The organism is Francisella sciaenopsi (assembly GCF_045862875.1).
Classification (GTDB): Bacteria; Pseudomonadota; Gammaproteobacteria; order Francisellales; family Francisellaceae; genus Francisella; species Francisella sciaenopsi.
The window spans coordinates 96592-113575 of record NZ_BTHG01000005.1; the positions used below are offsets into that span (position 1 = coordinate 96592).

The following is a 16984-nucleotide window of genomic DNA, read 5'->3' on the forward strand; positions in this document are numbered from 1 at the left end:
TCCACTTGAGAGTTTAAACTGAAAATAAGAATTAGATTCTACGATCTAGTCGTAGAGTGACAAAACGAGTTATTTTACATACTCATCAAACCAAGCAATTTGCTTAGCTAATATCTTTTGTAGAGGTTCGCCCTCATAACATTCATAATGACTAATACCCTCTAGAATCATTAGCTCTTTTGGTTCATTAGCTTTTTCATATAAAATATGCGACTCTTCAACTGGATTTACAGAGTCAGTATCAGAGGCAACTATTAGTACAGGGATTTTTAGATCGCCAATATAGTTCTCAGGTTTATGCGACATAGTTTCATTAACTGTCAGAAATGGAATCTTAATATCAAAAGCATCATACTCTTTACTATATCTTTCATAGAAGCCTTTAGATTGCTCATCTGTTAGTACCTTATGTAATGGCACCATCATTTCTTTGCCAGTTTTTTCTTTCTTAGCTAGCATTTTATCTATCATGCCAATGAATTTTTCTTTTTCTTCATCAGACATATTACCTGTTATTACTCTCTCACCATTAGCAAAAGTCAGCTGAACTGATAAACATTTGACAAGGTCATTTTGTGCAGCTGCTGTGATAGCATTAGCACCACCATAAGAAGTACCCCAAAGCCCGATCTTATTAGAGTCAACAAAATCAAGACCAGCTATATAATTAATCGCAGAATGAATATCTTCGATTTGTAGTTTTGGTACTAGTCGACCTCTTTCGCCTTCGCTCTCGCCAAAACCTCTATAGTCAAAGTTAAGTACAACATATCCAGCCTTTGCAAAAGCTTCTGCATACGCAGGTAGTAATACTTCCTTGAAACCGGCAAAACCATGACATAAAACTATCGCAGGATATTTACTATTTTGATCAAAGTTTTCAGGCTTGTATAGCTGTGCTGATATATTACATCCATGAGATGTGAAGTTTACTTTTTCCATATTTCTTCTAGTTGCTAGTTATATATTTGTAACTTTATTTTAGCAGAAATTAAGCTATGTAACTTACTGAAGAGATTTTTATATACAAACTTATTATGACAAAAGAGTATAATGGTAAGTAAATCTTATTATTGATATTGGACATGGGTAAACAGCAAATAATTACTGCTACACAAAATTGGGTCAAGACATTTGTTGTCGGAATGAATCTTTGCCCATTCGCTAAGCGTGAAGTTGTTAAAAATAGAGTTCGTTATTTTGTCTCAGAAGCAACAAATACAGATCAATTATTAGCAGAAGTACAGACAGAACTAGAGCAATTAGAGAGTGACACGAATATTGAGACAACTTTAGTTATTCATCCGTATATTTTACAAGACTTCTACGACTACAATGACTTTCTATATGATACAGATAACCTTTTGATTGATATGTCATTAGAAGGAGTTTATCAGATAGCAAGTTTTCATCCTGACTATCAGTTTGAAGGGGTAGACTTAAATGATGTTGAGAATTATACAAACCGTTCGCCTTATCCGATGTTGCACTTGATTCGTGAAGAGTCTCTTGAGAGAGTAATAGCAAACTATCCAAATCCTGATGATATACCTCAAAGAAATATTGATTTGATGAATGAGCTAGGATTAGATAAGGTTAAAGCTTTATTGAAATCATGTTTTGATATTTGAAATAGAGATGTTATTTTATCGGTATCATAATTTCATTAGTACGTAAAAATGGTATTGTCCATGGCGGATTATACCCAGCTGCCTCAGGTTGACCGACTATCTCGTAATTGTTGGCTTTTATCCATGTTTTAAGTTTAGTAGTATTGCTATCTATAGAGTCTTTGTCTAGGAAACCACTAAATGTAATTACCGCCATTTTAGTTTCAGGTTTCTCAACCAATTTGATTTTATCACTAGTTGGTTTTGGAGCATTTTGTAGAGTATATTGAGCCGGTAATACAAAAGCTATAGTCCATGATTTATCGTCTCCAGCTATCATTACTGGAGCTGTCATCTGAATTTTTTGTGAAGATTGTTCTATTTTGACAGGAGCGGTCATTTGTATATCTTGTTTAGCAATGTTTGCACCAGTTATGTATCTAAACAAGTAGCCAAAACCTTTGTTGACAGCAGATTTATAGTCAGAGTCTTCGACAGTTACTTGAGCTTCAGTAAGAGGAGCATAAACTCTAACATAAAAATTATCATCTTTTTTAATATTTGTATATTTAGCTTGAGGAGTATTATTGATTCCAACTATGCTACAAGATGATAATGCTAAAGCGGATAGTACCGATAAAGATTTTTTTAACATACCTCACACTCCTTAGGAATTGCTGTAAAAGATATCTATACTTATCATTATAAATCACAATATGGTTATCTAAGAGTTAAAGTTTTGTAAGGTTAAGTTGTTATAATTGTGCAAAACATAAATAAAATAAGGTTTAAATATGACTAAATTACTCAAAATAATAGCGCTACTTGCTGTTATGGTAGGAGCCTCTTATGCTTCAGTTGAAAAGTCACTTAATCTTTTGGTAGAAAGAGCTGCATTAATGCAGGGTGTAGGAGTCTGTAAGCATAAGCTTAATAGTCCTCTATATGATGCAGATCAAGAGCTTAGAGTACTACAAAATGCTCAAGCTTTAGCAAAAAAGAATCACTTAGAGCCCAACTCGTTTCTGATTTTTATCCAATTACAAATGGATTTATCTAAACAAATAGAAGATTATTATGCAAAAAATGCAACTCAGCAACAGCTCGAGCAACAAAGCTCAGATTGTCTATCTATATATCGAGATAAGATTAAAAAAGTTGATGAGCAACTCTATCCAGCGATAAGTCAAAATATCAATGAAATTAATAAAGATAAAGACTTAACTAAAAAGCTTGGTAAGCTTGTAAAAAAACAAAATATCAAAGGTATCCCTCAAGATCCAAACTATATAAGATTACTAGCAAATAGTTTGCAAAGTATTAAAAGCTCAATAAGTTGATTTGAATAATTTAAAAGAAAAAATCTTAAGATATTAGTTATTTTTTATCCACTTTTGTCTTAAATCCAGAGTAAATGGATATTCTTTATTCTTAGGCATTTGATGGTAGTTAAACTGCTTAGAGCTACCTTTTTTATCTACAATAACTCTATTAGTCTCATTACTGTAAGCAGTATTACCAGTAGCTGATACAACAAGATCATTTTCAACAAGATCGCCTTGTGAATGATTGAAATCCCAGTATCTATTAATTCTACGTGATTCAGCTTCGTATGAGTTAACAGGGAATGTCTCATAACTTCTTCCACCTGGATGAGAAACAAAGTAGTTAAAGCCGCCTATAGATCTATTATTCCATTTATCAACGATATCAAAAGTTAATGGAGTATCAACGCCAATAGTTGGATGTAATGCTGACCAAGGTTGCCACGCTTTATATCGAAGACCACTGACATACTCGCCCTCGATATTTGTCTTTGATAATGGAATTTGTACACCATTACATGCTACTGCATATCTTTCATCGTTAAAGTTTTGGATTTTTAGCTGTAATCTCTCTACAGAAGAGTCAACATATCTTGCAGTTCCTTGAGAGCTAGATTCTTCACCTAATACATGCCATGGTTCTATCGCAGCTCTTATTTCGCAGTGCATATTGTTGATAGTAGTCATACCGTATAGAGGGAATCTAAATTCAAAGAATGGATCAAACCATTCAAGTTTAAACTCATAGCCTTCATCATTTAGGAACTGTACAACTTCTCTAATATCTTCTTTTACATAATGCTCTAATAAGAATTTATCATGTAGTCTTGTCCCCCAACGTACTAGGTCATGCTTGTATGGTTTTTTCCAAAAACAAGAGACCAATGCTCTTACTAATAGCATTTGTAGTAGCGCCATCTGAGAGTGAGGAGGCATATCAAATGCTCTAAGCTCTAAAATACCTAGTCTGCCTGAGCTACTATCTGGAGAGTAAAGTTTGTCGATACAGAACTCACTTCTGTGTGTGTTACCAGTAATATCAGTCAGCATATGTCTAAATAATCTATCAACCAACCAGAATGGTACATTTGTATCATCATCTGGTATTTGTGAGAATGCTATTTCTAATTCGTATAGATTTTCTAGTCTTCCCTCATCAACTCTTGGTGCTTGAGAAGTAGGACCAATAAATGCGCCACTAAATAGGTATGATAAACCAGGATGATGTTGCCAAAAAGTTATCAAACTTCTAAGCAAATTAGGTCTTCTTAATAGTGGTGAGTCACTTGGCTTAGCAGCACCTAGAGTAACATGGTTACCACCACCAGTACCAGTGTGCTTGCCATCAATAGCAAACTTCTCAGTGCCAAGTCTACACTGTCTAGCATCTTCATATAATCCAAGTATATTATCACTTAGCTCTTTCCATGAGTGTGCTGGTTGGATATTTACTTCGATAACACCTGGGTCAGGGGTTACTTTTATTCTATCTGTTCTATTATCTTGAGGAGGCTCATAACCTTCTATAATAACAGCCATATTTAGCTTTTTAGCCGTTGCTTCTATAGAAGCTATTAGATCTAAGAATACTTCAGTATCATTTATAGGTGGTAAGAATATACATAGCTTATTATTTCTAATTTCTGTAGAAATAGCAGTTCTTACAAATGCACTATAAGTGTTATGAGGTGTCGTATTTGAGTTAATCTCTTTTGCTCTTTGCTCAACTGGCGTTATATAGTCGCCAAGGTTAGGATATGATGCAAATAAATCCGTTTCGACAGATTTCTCAATCTCGACATGTGGCTTAAGAATTAATGAGTCTAAAGGAAGTCTAAAGCCAAGAGGAGAGTTACCTGCTAGCAAGAACAGGTTTCCTCTTCTAAATTCCCATTTAGAGCTTATCCATTTTGTTTTACCGAAATCTAAAGGTAATGCATAACCCACTTCTTCATCTAATCCAAGGCTTAACTTCTCAGCTATAGTGCGTCTTTCTAAAGGATCTTTGAGATTATATTTCATCGGATCAACATCTATTGGAAGCTCAGCCTCTTTCATTATGTAGTAGATAGGATCTTCATAAGCAGCTACGATATTCTGATCACTAACTCCTAAAACCAATGATAGTGTAGATAAGAATCTTTTAGCATCAGCAGTTTTGTATGGATATGATTTATTCATATCTGCCAATAATTCAGGATTTTTCCATACAGGATTACCGTCTTTTCTCCAATAAACAGTAGTCTGCCATCTTGGAAGAGGTTCACCAGGATACCATTTACCCTGAGCATGATGTAACAATCCACCATTAGTTGTAGATGATAATAATTTTCTAGATAGCTTATTAGCTAACACCCTTTTATGTGGTCCATCAGCTTCTGTATTCCATTGAGCTGACTCCATGTCATCTATAGATACAAAAGTTGGTTCCCCACCCATTGTTAGTCGGACATCATTTTCAACTAGATCTCTATCAACTTTAAATCCTAAGTTATAAATATCTTGCCATTGCTTTTCTGTATATGGTTTGGTAACTCTTGGAGACTCAAATATTCTTGTGACCTTGTTCTCGTAGAAAAATTCTGTTTCACAGACATCAGTAGCACCTTCAATAGCATGAGCACTATTATAGTGAGGAGTACAAGCTAGAGGTATATGACCCTCTCCAGCAAAAAGCCCACTAGTAGAATCAAGACCAATCCAGCCAGCTCCAGGTACATAAACCTCCGTCCAAGCATGCAAGTCTGTAAAATCTTCTTCTGGTCCATTAGGCCCATCTAATGACTCAACATCAGCTTTTAATTGTACCAAATAGCCTGATACGAATCTTGCTGCAAGACCAAGATGTCTTAAAACTTGTACAAATAGCCAAGAGAAGTCTCTACAACTTCCTAGTTTTTTATCAAGAGTTTCTTTAGGAGTCTGAACACCTGGTTCAAGTCGGATAGTATAGTTAAGCGTGTTATATATTTTCTGATTTATCTCTACTAAGAAGTCTATTATGGGTTTTTTAGATTTATCTATAGAAGCGACGAAGTCTCTTAACTCTTTTGAGTCATCTTCTAACTCCAGATATGGTGCTAACTCTTTTTTCAAATCTTTTTTGTATTGAAAAGGATAGTCCTTTGCTCCTTCTTCAACAAAAAAATCAAAAGGATTAATAGTAATCATGTCAGCAATAATTTCAACATCAATACTAAACTCATCAGTTCGTTCAGGGAAGACTAATCTAGCTAAATAGTTTCCAAATGGATCTTGTTGCCAGTTAATAAAATGATTCTCTGGCTTAATCTTGAGTGAATAAGATTCTATTGGTGTTCTGCTATGTGGAGCAGGTCTTAATCTTATTATATGAGGAGATAATGAAATTTTCTTATCGTACTTATATTGAGTTCTATGAGAAATAACTACTTTTAAAGCCATAATAAACCTACCTTTTATGCTTCTATAATGAGATATATAGATAAAAATAATTATCTATATAATCTAATAATACATAATTTTAAGGATTTTATAAAAAGTAAGTTAGATCTTGAGTTAAAAATTTTTCAAAAATATAAAGTTAAAAATTGGAAAAAACTAAATCAACCAAAGACTATTAGACACAGTTATCATAATTTGACATAGATCAAAATGAGAAGCTAAAAATATAGTTTACTATCTCCATAAATTAAACTAATATATAGTTTCAACATCGATTAATCATTTGAGAAACTTAATGAAAATAATGTTCTCAGCAGATGGTATCTCTAAGTCTGATTTAGAGAAAACAGCCACTGTTTCAAAGTATGTTGACTGTGTTAAAATTGGTCATATTCTGTGTTCAACGCTATCCTTTAAAGAAATTCATCAATTAGTTGGCGATAAAGATATTTTTTTGGATTTTAAGTTACACGATATTCCTAATACAGTTAAAACCGCAATAGAAAACTACTCAAAAGCTATTCCAAATTTTAAATACTTCACATTTCATGGTACTGCTAGTGATGAAATGGTCAAAGCAGCACTTACAGCAGATACTCAAGCAATACCATTAGCTGTGATTACTCTTAGTAGTGATGCTAACTTTGATAAAGCAGATAGCCTAGCTAAATTTGAAAGATGTGTGAATTTAGGTGTGGAAAACTTTATATGTCATCCACATTTAGTTGCAGATGTTAGAGCTAAATTTGGGGATAAAATTAAATTATATGTACCTGGTGTGAGACTCGAGAGTGACTTAAGTGATGATCACTTTAATGCTTTGACACCTAAAAAGGCTAAAGAGCTAGGTGTTGACTACATTATCGTAGGTAGACCTCTACTTCGTGCTGATGATATTGTTGAGAAGTTAAAAGAGTTTGAGTGTTAAGATGCAAAATCAAGATCTTAAAAGAATAATAATTTCGCCACCGTTTGGCAAATATCTTAAATTTACAGAAACTTCGAATGTTTATGGTTCTTTTACAGTTAATAGACGTTGGGGACTTATCAAGCAAGCGATAAAAACTATTCGTAAAGTAGAAAAAAACGCTTGGCGTAATAAGATTGGTTTACGTAATCCAGGATTAGCAAATGCAAACCCACCCAAAAGAGCTCAGGATATAATATCTCTAGCAGCATTAGAGATGTCAGACTGGTATAGTTTTGCAGAGACATTAAAGTTATCAAAGTTTGCAAACCATAAAAATATTGAGATAAATATAGGTTGTCCTAATGCTAGTATTGTTGATTTTCCAGCTGAATTAGCATCTTTATTTGAAGATAGAAATATCAGTATCAAGATGCCACCAACTGTAGATCATAATGCTAAGATTAGAGAATACCTTGCAGTAGGTATTACAACTTTTCATTTGTGTAATACTATACCTACAGCTAAGGGTGGTATCTCAGGTTATCCATTACATGAGTATAGTTTGCCAGCTATCAAAAAAGCTAGAGAAGAGTTTGGCGATAGCATTACTATAATTGGTGGTGGAGGTATTTATACTGTTGAAGATGCTAAAAAATATATCGAAGCTGGAGCGGATCATTTATCGCTAAGCTCTATAATGTTTAATCCAATTAAAGGTAAAAAATTAGTTAAAGAGATTAATAACCTTTCTTTTTAAGTAATAGTTTATCTGTATTCTTATATGATTGTGGTGCGAAATCTCCCATCCATTCTTTAACTGCTTTGAAGTTTTCGATAAATGTTTGTTTATCACCATCAGATACTTTCTCAGCATTAGAGCTTACAAATTCAGCGAACTCCGCGATAGTTTGTTGTCTTTGCTTATCTGACATAATAATATCAGCATATAATCCTGGACCTTGGCTAAAAAGTCTACCAACAATGTTGAGTTCCATCTTATATACTGGGCTAGCTAGTTTTAACATTTTTTGAATATCAACATTTTTGTGCTTAAGAAATAGTCCTAGACAATACACACTAAAATGCTCAATTCCTTGGATAAAAGTCATAGCTTCATCATGCTCTTCGGCAGTCATTTTCTCAATACTAAAGCCAATTCTTGCTAGATCATCGATAAAATATTGATACTTATCCTGTTGCTTACCATCACATACTACAATTACTTGATTGTCAGGAGAGCTAATAGTTGGGCCAAAAATAGGATGTAGACCAACAACAGGTCCATCATAGTTAGCTAACATACTATCTAGAGGATCTTTTTTAATACTGGTATAGTCAGCTAATATTGTCCCTTTAGAAAGATAAGGAATAGTCTTTTTAATGATTTCATCCGTCATATATATTGGTACAGATAGTATTACAATGTCTTGATTAGCAAGTTTTTGCTCAGGATTTTGCCAATCACTATGACCGAAAATAGTTAGAGTATATTCAGGTAAAAATTTACCAAAGATGTTTTGAGTCATTTGACCCATTTCACCACTACCACCAATTATACAAATTCTTTTTTGCATTTTATACCTTAAAACTAAAAGTTACAGGCCCATCATTTGTCAGAGATACTTTCATATCAGCACCAAATATTCCAGTTTGGACTTTATCATGTTTATTCTTAAATATGCCTTCAAATTCTTTGAATTTTTCTTTTGCTATTTCCGGAGGACAACCGCTACTAAAGCTTGGCCTATTACCTTTTTTTGTATCAGCAGCAAGTGTGAATTGTGGTACAAGAATTATCTCTCCATCAATATCTGCTAGAGATAAGTTCATCTTGCCTGCATCATCTTCAAATATACGATACTTGATGATTTTATCAGCCATTTTTTCGAAGTTTTGGTGGGTGTCTTCTTTCTCAACACATACTAGTGCTAAGATACCTTTATTTATATCAGCAACTTTTTGACCATCAACTACTACATTTGCACAGTTTACTCTTTGTATGATACTAAGCATATCAATATATTGTTTTTGTTAAATCAATCCTTAAATTGTATCAAAAACATCTGTATACTCTTACAAAAATATTTGTTAAATAAAATCTCTAAATGAAAAAAATATTTCCTCTAGTTCTTTTTGTCATTTTGTATCTTTTGATATGGGATGGGCTAACTCTTTTGATTCACTCTCCTAATAGTATTTCTCCTGACACTGTAGAAAATATTATGTGGGGTATGCATCCAAGTTTAATGTATGATAAGCATCCTGGTTTAGGAGCATTGTTCCTAAAACCATTTATATTACTTTTTTCGCCATTATTAGCGAATCTACTAGCAACATCTATCTGTATAGTAGTTACTTGGCTCTATGTATACAAGATAATGAGGCTATATTCTGAGCATAAAGAAGCTATCTTTGTCACGCTACTATCATTATTAAGCTTTTTTTATATGGGAGAATTTTTTCTTCAATATAATCAAAATATAATACTGCTACCATTTTGGACGGCAAGTGCTTATTACTTTATAAAAGCTATAAATACAAATAGAACTATCTATTGGCTTTTAACGGCTTTAATAGTTGCTTTAGCAGTGTATGCTAAGTTTCAAATAGCTATAGTAGCAGTAGCAATGCTGGCATATTTAATATTTAATTATAAAGCTTGTTACACTAAGAATATTTTGTTATCAGCTGTATTTGGTTTTGTATTACTAATACCAGGTATGGTTTCTTTGTATGAGCTTAACTTTATCACTATACATTATGCAGCAGCTAGAGTTGCAGAACCTAATTCTAGTATGCTCTTTAATATATTTAATGGCTTATTTGATAGTATATTTCAGCTACTTAACTTTGCTGTTGCTATAGTTATTCTTATATATTTAGCTTTTAGAAAAAATATAATAAGAATACACTCTAAACTATCCAATAACCAAAAAGCTATAATTTATATAGGAATAGTTCCATATATAATCTTTTGTTTATTAGAGATGTTCAACGGGACCTTACCAACAGAATGGTTAGTGTGTGCAACAACATTATTTATTCCTGCTATATACATATTATTTAGACTAAAAGTCTCAAATATTTCTCTATATAAAGTAGTAGTACTTGGTTTGATTGTGAATTTAATTTATTTTATTGCATTTAATATCAGTACTTTCACAAATAATAAGATAGAGCATAATAATATTGGGAATGATATTGCCGTAGTAGCCGATAATTTAATTAAAGATAATCACTTAGCTTACCCAGAGTATGCATCAGGAAGTTGGGATTATGGACTTTATTTGACTGTCTTTATGAGAGAGCATCCTAAGTTTGTAAGACAATGGTATAAGTTAGATTCTAAAGGTTCTATGGTTATGGTTTTCCCTGGTTGTGGTGGTGAATATGCTTATATAGATAATGATATTAAAACACTAGGCTATACTGTGATATATAAGAAATGCCAAAATGTACAATTAATAGATAAAATAAAACCTCAAGAGAAACCTTTTACGTTCTATTTTGTTGAGAAGTAGACTTTCTTATATATACCATAAAAATTATAACTATAATAATCACACATAAAATTGGTCCAAGTATAATGGGAACCTGTTTGTCTATATGTTGACCTAAGAATCCAGAAATAAACAAGCAGATTGAAGCGCCGATAGAACCAGACATTATCAAGAAAGAAGATATTTTAGGACTTGAGTAATTAGCATTATTTATACCATAGCCCAAAAGTGTAGGGAACATCGCCGCACATCCAAACCCTAACACTACACCACCTAATATAAACCCATAAAGACTCTCAGCAATCAAGAATATTATAAATCCTATTAGGGTAATAAATGAACTTATCATAATATAAACAGCAGGCTTAATTCTTGTGAGTACGAATAGTCCTACAATCAGTCTTGAAATGGCAATAATACCCCAAAATAAGCCAATAATAAGACCGACATCTGTGACTTTTAGATGCTTAGCTTCTTGTAAATATGGTGAGAACCAATATGAAACAATATATTCGATGTATACATAAATCATTATCGCTAACGCAATCAACACTACACTAAGATTTAGAAGTTTTGGTTTAGATGGTTTGAGCTGATTGTCTATATTATCTATTTCGATAGAACTTTTATCTTCAAATTTAGTCAAAAAAATAATTACTAATAAGACTAAGTATAAGCATCCCATACCTATAAATACTGCACGCCATGAGAAGTGTTCAACAATATGACCACCAATAAAAGGTACAAATGCAGATCCTGCGCCAAAGAAGAAATTTAGAACATTTAAGCGTGATTCACTCTTACCACTTTTAGCGTATGCTGCATGAATAGTCTGACTAACAGCAGGAACTAAAAAGCCTACACAAGTACCATTTAAAAGAGCACACAAAGCATAGATATATAAAGGGAATCCAGCTGCTATAGTAAATTGAGCGATAAGACCTATTACTAAAGCGATTAATAATGTATTTCTACAGCCTAGAGAACTCATTGTTTTTGAGCTTAAGGCGTTACCTATCAAGAGACCTAATATATTCAACACATCAATATAGACAATATGTGATACATTTACATGATAATGACTAGAAATTTGAGGTGATACTAGTCCTAATATAGCTCCAAAACCACCAGTAATAAAAGCAGCTATAAAACAAATAGTTACGGCTTTTATTTTTAAGTTTTCTGGGACTATAAAAGTAGATACTTGATTACTTGTGTTAATTGATGCCATTACTATACTCTCTGTTTTTTTATTCCCATATTGAACTAAGCTCATGTAGCTTGACAGTTATATCACTTTTATTAGCTACACTTATCTGTAATGTATTTTCTATTATATTAGACGGATCAAATCTCATCGTAATAGACTCTTCACCTTTATTAACAAAAAGCTCTATACTAGTTGTATCTAAGAAAATATCCATACTTACATTTTGAGATGATATATCTGCTATAGAAGCTTCAGTTATAACATGCGAGGAGTTGTTTTTTACAGTTAATTGATTATTTTGATAGCTAATATTAAAGACATGATTTTGATTGGTTTTTAGAAGATTTAGTTGCCATTGCTCTTTAGAGTTAAAATCTAAATTTAGTTCTATTAGATTTGAGGGCAAAGTAATATCTTGATCGAAGTTTCTAATTTCTATAGTTTTATTTCTAAGGTTTTTATAATTATTTACGGGATAAGATAAAAGCTTATCTTTGTTTATTTTAAGCTGTCTCATTAAGCTCATAGCGCCTGCAGAATCTTCTTTTGCTCGATTTTTAAAATCTTCCCAACAGTTCATCCAGCCTATTGCATACCTATTACCATTAGCTTCGAAAGTTTGTGGAGCATAAAACTCCTTTGCTGAATCTATATATCTAAGAGGAGTCTCTGGGATAAAGTGTTTACCATTAAAATCACCAATATAGTAATACGATTGATAATTAAAATCTTTTTTATCTTTGGTTTCAAATATTGACAAAATAAGAACATATTTACCATCAAGGTAAAATAGATCTGGACACTCTAATGTTCTACCTGAGAGAGTTTTTTCTTGAAATAAGATACTATGATAAATCCAGTTTTCAGCATCATCAGATCTATACAGTACAACGCTTGGGTATCCACTTGCATAGGTACCAATAACTAGGTAATAACAGTCAAAATTTTCATCAAACCACACTTTAGTATCTCTAAAATCATAAGAACAAAAATCTGGCTTATGATTTATTACAGTTTTTGGTTTTGAGAAGTGAATAGCATCTTTGCTTTTGATGAGATTTTGTTTTTCTATAAAAACATTTGGAGTGTTGTCTAAATCTTCAAAATGCTCTGTATAAGTTAGAAAAAGCTCATTATTGACAACTGTAGCACTTCCTGAGAAGGCGCCACCAATATATCTATCATCAAGATCGTTTTGTGGGTAAATAGCAATAGGTAGATGTTGCCAGTGTACCATATCTTCAGATACAGCATGTCCCCAGTGTAGCATTGCCGTATGCTTACCATAAGGGTAGTGCTGATAAAACATGTGATATTTACCATTGAAGTAAACTAATCCATTAGGATCGTTTAACCAAGCTTCTTTTGCAGTAAAGTGATATTGTAGACGTTCAGTATTTCTTATATTTGAATTATCATGAGAATAATATGACTGCCATTTACCATGTTTCAGACTAAAGCAGATACCTCCTTGCTCAAGCAAAGAATCATCATATAGCCAACCATTTTGTATACTTACATTTTGAGTATCGCAAACAATCTTTAAGATATATTCTTTATGAGCTTCTAGTAACCACTCAATATGATAATACTTAGTTTTTAATATGGTAGTTTGGATTGGATGACATTCTACAACTATATCATTGTGATAGAGCTTAAATTGCCCATGCTGATTGGTGTTATAGTCAAAAGATATTACACAGTTAGTTTTGACATTCAGGCTAAAAGAATTTTCATCGAGTTTTGTTATAAGCATTTTCAAAACAGTAAAGAGGTATATAAGAAAAGTTTAAGTGACTACATATCTATAGTCAATTTATAATCATTAAAACAAAATTAGGCTTACTATTTTGCACAATCTATTATAGATTATATTGTTATAAATTTAGTAAAGAGAATTGATTTTGATAAAAGATATAAAGGTAAGGCAGTTTTCGGTATTGTGGTTTATAGAGTTATGGGAGAGATATGCTTTTTATAGCTTCCAAGCTTTATTTATGCTTTTTATAACAGCTAGTAATATTAGTGAGTCACAAGGATATCTAATTTTTGGGATATTTGCTTCATTAATTTATATTACGCCAACCATAGGTGGATATATATCTGATAAAGTTATCGGCATAAAAAATGCTCTAGTTATTGGTGCGATATTACTGTTATTAGGTTATGTTGTGTTAGCAATGTCTAATGATCTTAAGCATATCAGTTGGGCTTTATCATTAATTATTGTTGGTAATGGTTTATTTAAACCTGCTCCAACAGCTTTAATTTCAAAGATTTTTAATGATAATCCTGCACAATCGCATTCAGCATTTACACTTTATTATATGGGAGTAAATATTGGGAGTTTTTTAGCAATAGCATTTACTCCTATTATTGCAAAATATACTAGTTATTCATATGCTTTTATAATTTGTGTTATAGGTATGATTTTAGCACTATCAAATTATGCTTGGCGTGCAAGATTATTAAAAGATATTGAACCAGCGAATAAAAAAATAACCAATAAAACTAAAGCCTTAGTCTCATTGCTATGTTTATTACAAATAGCTATTTGCTATGCTTTATTTCAGATGACAGATATATCTCTGTATTTGATAATAGTTGTATGTTTATTAACTTTTTTGTACATGCTGAATGATGCAAAGAATACTTCGAGTAAAAAAGAAAAAATACTACAGATAATAGGTGTGATTTTAGTAATTGAAGCAGTTATCTATTTTATTATTTATAACCAAATGTTTTCTACACTAGTTTTGTTTGCTGACCATAATGTAAATCTTAATCTGATTGGATTTAATGTTTCTCCAGCAACTTATGCGGCACTAGACTCTTTTTGGTTAGTTGTTCTAAGTCCTATTTTGGCAATACTTTATAAGAAGAGTGTGAGTCATTTATCAATCCCTTATAAATATTCTATAGGTACCGTGATAGCTGGAATAGCTCCATTAACATTATATTTAGTGATTATGCTAACGCAGAAAAATGGTTTTATTGATGGTAATTGGATGATTATCTATTTTTTCTTTGGAGCATTAGCAGAGTTGTTGGTTGCTGCTTTAGGTTTTTCTTTGATAGCGATTTATTTTAGAAAAGAGATAGTTACGTTAGGCATGGGCTTTTTTATGCTTGCATTAGCTTTTGGCGGCGCATTATCTGGTAAACTAGGTCAGCTTGTAGCTATGCCAGAAGGTAAAATTGATCCTATTATGAGTTTAAATATCTATCAAAATTACTTTTTATGGTTAGGTGTAATAACTATTATTTTAGGTATAGTATATGCTTTGGTAGCTAGACTAGCTACTAGTATAGCCAAGAAGAATAACATTTCTTTAGGATAATATAATAAGAGTTTTATAGTCTATTTATAATCTCATCAGTAAACTCTATTGTAGAAGCTAAATTAGTTCCTTGAGTGTATATATCTGAAGTTCTAAAGCCATCTTCAAGAGTCTTATTGATAGCACTTGCAATGGTTTCTGCCTCTGTTACCAATCCAAATGAATAAGAAAGCATCAAAGAGGCAGACAAGATCTGCGCAATTGGATTAGCTTTACCCTGACCTTTGATATCATAAGCAGAACCACCAGAAGGCTCATATAGTCCAAAGCCATCTTTGTTTAGGCTTATAGATGGTACTAAGCCAATAGAGCCTGGTAATACAGATGCTAAATCAGAAATAATATCACCGAAAAGGTTACCAGTAACCATTACATCAAATTGACTAGGATTAAGTACCATTTGCATCGCACAATTATCAACATACATATGATTAACTTTTACACTTGGATAATCTTTAGCTACTTCATTGACAATATTTCTCCATAGTCGAGATGTATCTAAGACATTAGCCTTATCTACAGATGTAAGTCTATTTGAGCGTTGAGTGGCTCTTTCAAATGCTTGTACGACAATATTTCTAATCGTATGTTCATCATACTCAGCAATATCAGTCGCACATCTTACGCCATTCTCATCTGTAAAAGTTCTATGCTCACCAAAATAAATATCTCTAGATAGCTCTCTAAAGATTTCAATATCTGCACCATTTGCAATACGACTATCTTTTAATGGACAAGCTTCTTTAAGAGCTGGGAATATTTGGCTAGGGCGGATGTTTATATTAAAACCAAAGTGTTTTCTAAGAGCTAGAATACTATTAGCCTCACAGCCTTGCCATTTTTCTTCATTTTGAGCTTCAACAGGCCCACCAACAGAGCCAAAAAGTATTGCATCAGAGTTTTTACATATCTCTAATGTTTCTTCTGGACAGTGACTCTTATACTTATCATAAGCTGCACCACCAACAAGAGCCTCTGTGTAGCTAAATTTATGATTGTATTCTTTAGCAATAGCATTAAGAACTTTGATTGCTGATTCCATTACTTCAGGTCCGATTCCATCACCTGCCAATATAGCAATATTTTTTTCCATTTTAGCCTCTTTGTGATTGTTCAAATTGTTTGATTATATCTAGATGCTCAATAAGGTAAGTCATGTCATCAAGTCCTCTAATCAGGCAATCTTTACGGAAAGGATCGTAATCAAAACTATAAATACTGCCATCAACATTTACCGTTTGTTCTTGTAGATCAACAGTCATACTAAATTTTGGATCTTCTGCCTTATCACATAATTCTTTGACAGTATCTTTGTCTAATGAGATTAACAATAAGCCATTTTTAGCAGCATTATTGAAGAATATGTCAGAAAATGATGGTGCAATTATAACTTTGATACCCGCTTGAGTTAGCGCCCAAACAGCATGCTCTCTTGATGAACCACAGCCAAAATTATCTCCAGCAATTAATATTTCAGAATTAGTGTAGTCAGGGTTATTAAAAACAAAACTACTATCTTTTTCCTTTAAGTTATGGAATAAACTTTTACCATAACCATCTTTCGTCGTTTGAGTTAGAAAGTTAGCAGGAATAATCATATCTGTATCAATATCGCTTAGCCATAAAGGAATTGCGCTAGATGTTAGTTTTTTAAAAGCTTGCATT

Annotated in this window: 15 protein-coding genes; 6 read left to right on the forward strand and 9 right to left on the reverse strand. The window is 32.5% G+C overall.

Annotated elements, in window-relative coordinates; genetic code table 11:
• Positions 1–69: 69 nt before the first annotated feature.
• Complete coding sequence (uilS, locus tag ACKTR7_RS06865; RefSeq protein WP_407877614.1) at positions 70–942, reverse strand: UilS family quorum-quenching N-acyl-homoserine lactonase; 873 nt, start codon at positions 940–942, stop codon at positions 70–72.
• Positions 943–1085: 143 nt separating this feature from the next.
• Here uilS and ACKTR7_RS06870 point away from each other — a divergent pair, with 143 nt between their 5' ends.
• Positions 1086–1631 carry a DUF1415 domain-containing protein gene (locus ACKTR7_RS06870; protein ID WP_407877615.1) on the forward strand — a complete coding sequence of 182 codons (546 nt, stop codon included), beginning with the start codon at positions 1086–1088 and terminating at the stop codon, positions 1629–1631.
• Positions 1632–1641: 10 nt separating this feature from the next.
• On the opposite strand, the gene ACKTR7_RS06875 is transcribed toward ACKTR7_RS06870, so the two are convergent.
• Entirely contained in the window at positions 1642–2265 is a 624-nt protein-coding gene (locus ACKTR7_RS06875) for an SOUL family heme-binding protein (protein WP_407877616.1), read from the reverse strand.
• A gap of 139 nt (positions 2266–2404) precedes the next feature.
• Between ACKTR7_RS06875 and ACKTR7_RS06880 the strand changes: the two genes are divergently transcribed.
• Complete coding sequence (locus tag ACKTR7_RS06880; protein ID WP_407877617.1) at positions 2405–2950, forward strand: chorismate mutase; 546 nt, start codon at positions 2405–2407, stop codon at positions 2948–2950.
• A 33-nt stretch (positions 2951–2983) separates the two neighbouring features.
• Here ACKTR7_RS06880 and ACKTR7_RS06885 read toward each other — a convergent pair whose 3' ends face one another.
• On the reverse strand, positions 2984–6358 hold the full coding sequence (locus tag ACKTR7_RS06885; protein WP_407877618.1) for a transglutaminase family protein: 3375 nt from the start codon (positions 6356–6358) through the stop codon (positions 2984–2986).
• A 295-nt stretch (positions 6359–6653) separates the two neighbouring features.
• On the opposite strand from ACKTR7_RS06885, the gene pyrF reads away from it, so the two are divergent.
• Both pyrF and ACKTR7_RS06895 read left to right on the forward strand, forming a co-directional pair.
• The gene (gene pyrF / locus ACKTR7_RS06890; RefSeq protein WP_407877619.1) at positions 6654–7286 is read left to right on the forward strand and encodes an orotidine-5'-phosphate decarboxylase; all 633 of its coding nucleotides are present in this window, start codon (positions 6654–6656) and stop codon (positions 7284–7286) included.
• Position 7287: 1 nt separating this feature from the next.
• Complete coding sequence (locus ACKTR7_RS06895) at positions 7288–8025, forward strand: diguanylate cyclase (protein WP_407877620.1); 738 nt, start codon at positions 7288–7290, stop codon at positions 8023–8025.
• Here the strand turns inward: ACKTR7_RS06895 and tyrA are convergent.
• Entirely contained in the window at positions 8006–8842 is an 837-nt protein-coding gene (gene tyrA / locus ACKTR7_RS06900; protein WP_407877621.1) for a bifunctional chorismate mutase/prephenate dehydrogenase, read from the reverse strand. The genes ACKTR7_RS06895 and tyrA overlap by 20 nt on opposite strands.
• A gap of 1 nt (position 8843) precedes the next feature.
• Positions 8844–9281: a D-aminoacyl-tRNA deacylase gene (gene dtd, locus ACKTR7_RS06905; RefSeq protein ID WP_407877622.1), complete on the reverse strand. Its 438-nt coding sequence runs from the start codon at positions 9279–9281 to the stop codon at positions 8844–8846.
• A 92-nt stretch (positions 9282–9373) separates the two neighbouring features.
• On the opposite strand from dtd, the gene ACKTR7_RS06910 reads away from it, so the two are divergent.
• Positions 9374–10789, forward strand: a complete 1416-nt coding sequence (locus tag ACKTR7_RS06910; RefSeq protein WP_407877623.1) for a glycosyltransferase family 39 protein — start codon at positions 9374–9376, stop codon at positions 10787–10789.
• Here the strand turns inward: ACKTR7_RS06910 and ACKTR7_RS06915 are convergent.
• Together ACKTR7_RS06915 and ACKTR7_RS06920 are read right to left on the reverse strand one after the other, a co-directional pair.
• The gene (locus ACKTR7_RS06915; protein ID WP_407877624.1) at positions 10764–11999 is read right to left on the reverse strand and encodes an MFS transporter; all 1236 of its coding nucleotides are present in this window, start codon (positions 11997–11999) and stop codon (positions 10764–10766) included. The two genes, ACKTR7_RS06910 and ACKTR7_RS06915, sit on opposite strands and share 26 nt — an antisense overlap.
• Positions 12000–12018: 19 nt before the next feature.
• Complete coding sequence (locus ACKTR7_RS06920) at positions 12019–13734, reverse strand: GH32 C-terminal domain-containing protein (protein WP_407877625.1); 1716 nt, start codon at positions 13732–13734, stop codon at positions 12019–12021.
• A 148-nt stretch (positions 13735–13882) separates the two neighbouring features.
• Here ACKTR7_RS06920 and ACKTR7_RS06925 point away from each other — a divergent pair, with 148 nt between their 5' ends.
• Complete coding sequence (locus ACKTR7_RS06925; protein WP_407877626.1) at positions 13883–15319, forward strand: peptide MFS transporter; 1437 nt, start codon at positions 13883–13885, stop codon at positions 15317–15319.
• A 13-nt stretch (positions 15320–15332) separates the two neighbouring features.
• Here the strand turns inward: ACKTR7_RS06925 and leuB are convergent, their stop codons facing one another.
• The gene (leuB, locus tag ACKTR7_RS06930) at positions 15333–16412 is read right to left on the reverse strand and encodes a 3-isopropylmalate dehydrogenase (protein ID WP_407877627.1); all 1080 of its coding nucleotides are present in this window, start codon (positions 16410–16412) and stop codon (positions 15333–15335) included.
• 1 nt (position 16413) lies between these two features.
• Positions 16414–16983: a 3-isopropylmalate dehydratase small subunit gene (leuD, locus tag ACKTR7_RS06935; protein ID WP_407877628.1), complete on the reverse strand. Its 570-nt coding sequence runs from the start codon at positions 16981–16983 to the stop codon at positions 16414–16416.
• Between the last annotated feature and the right edge of the window lies 1 nt (position 16984).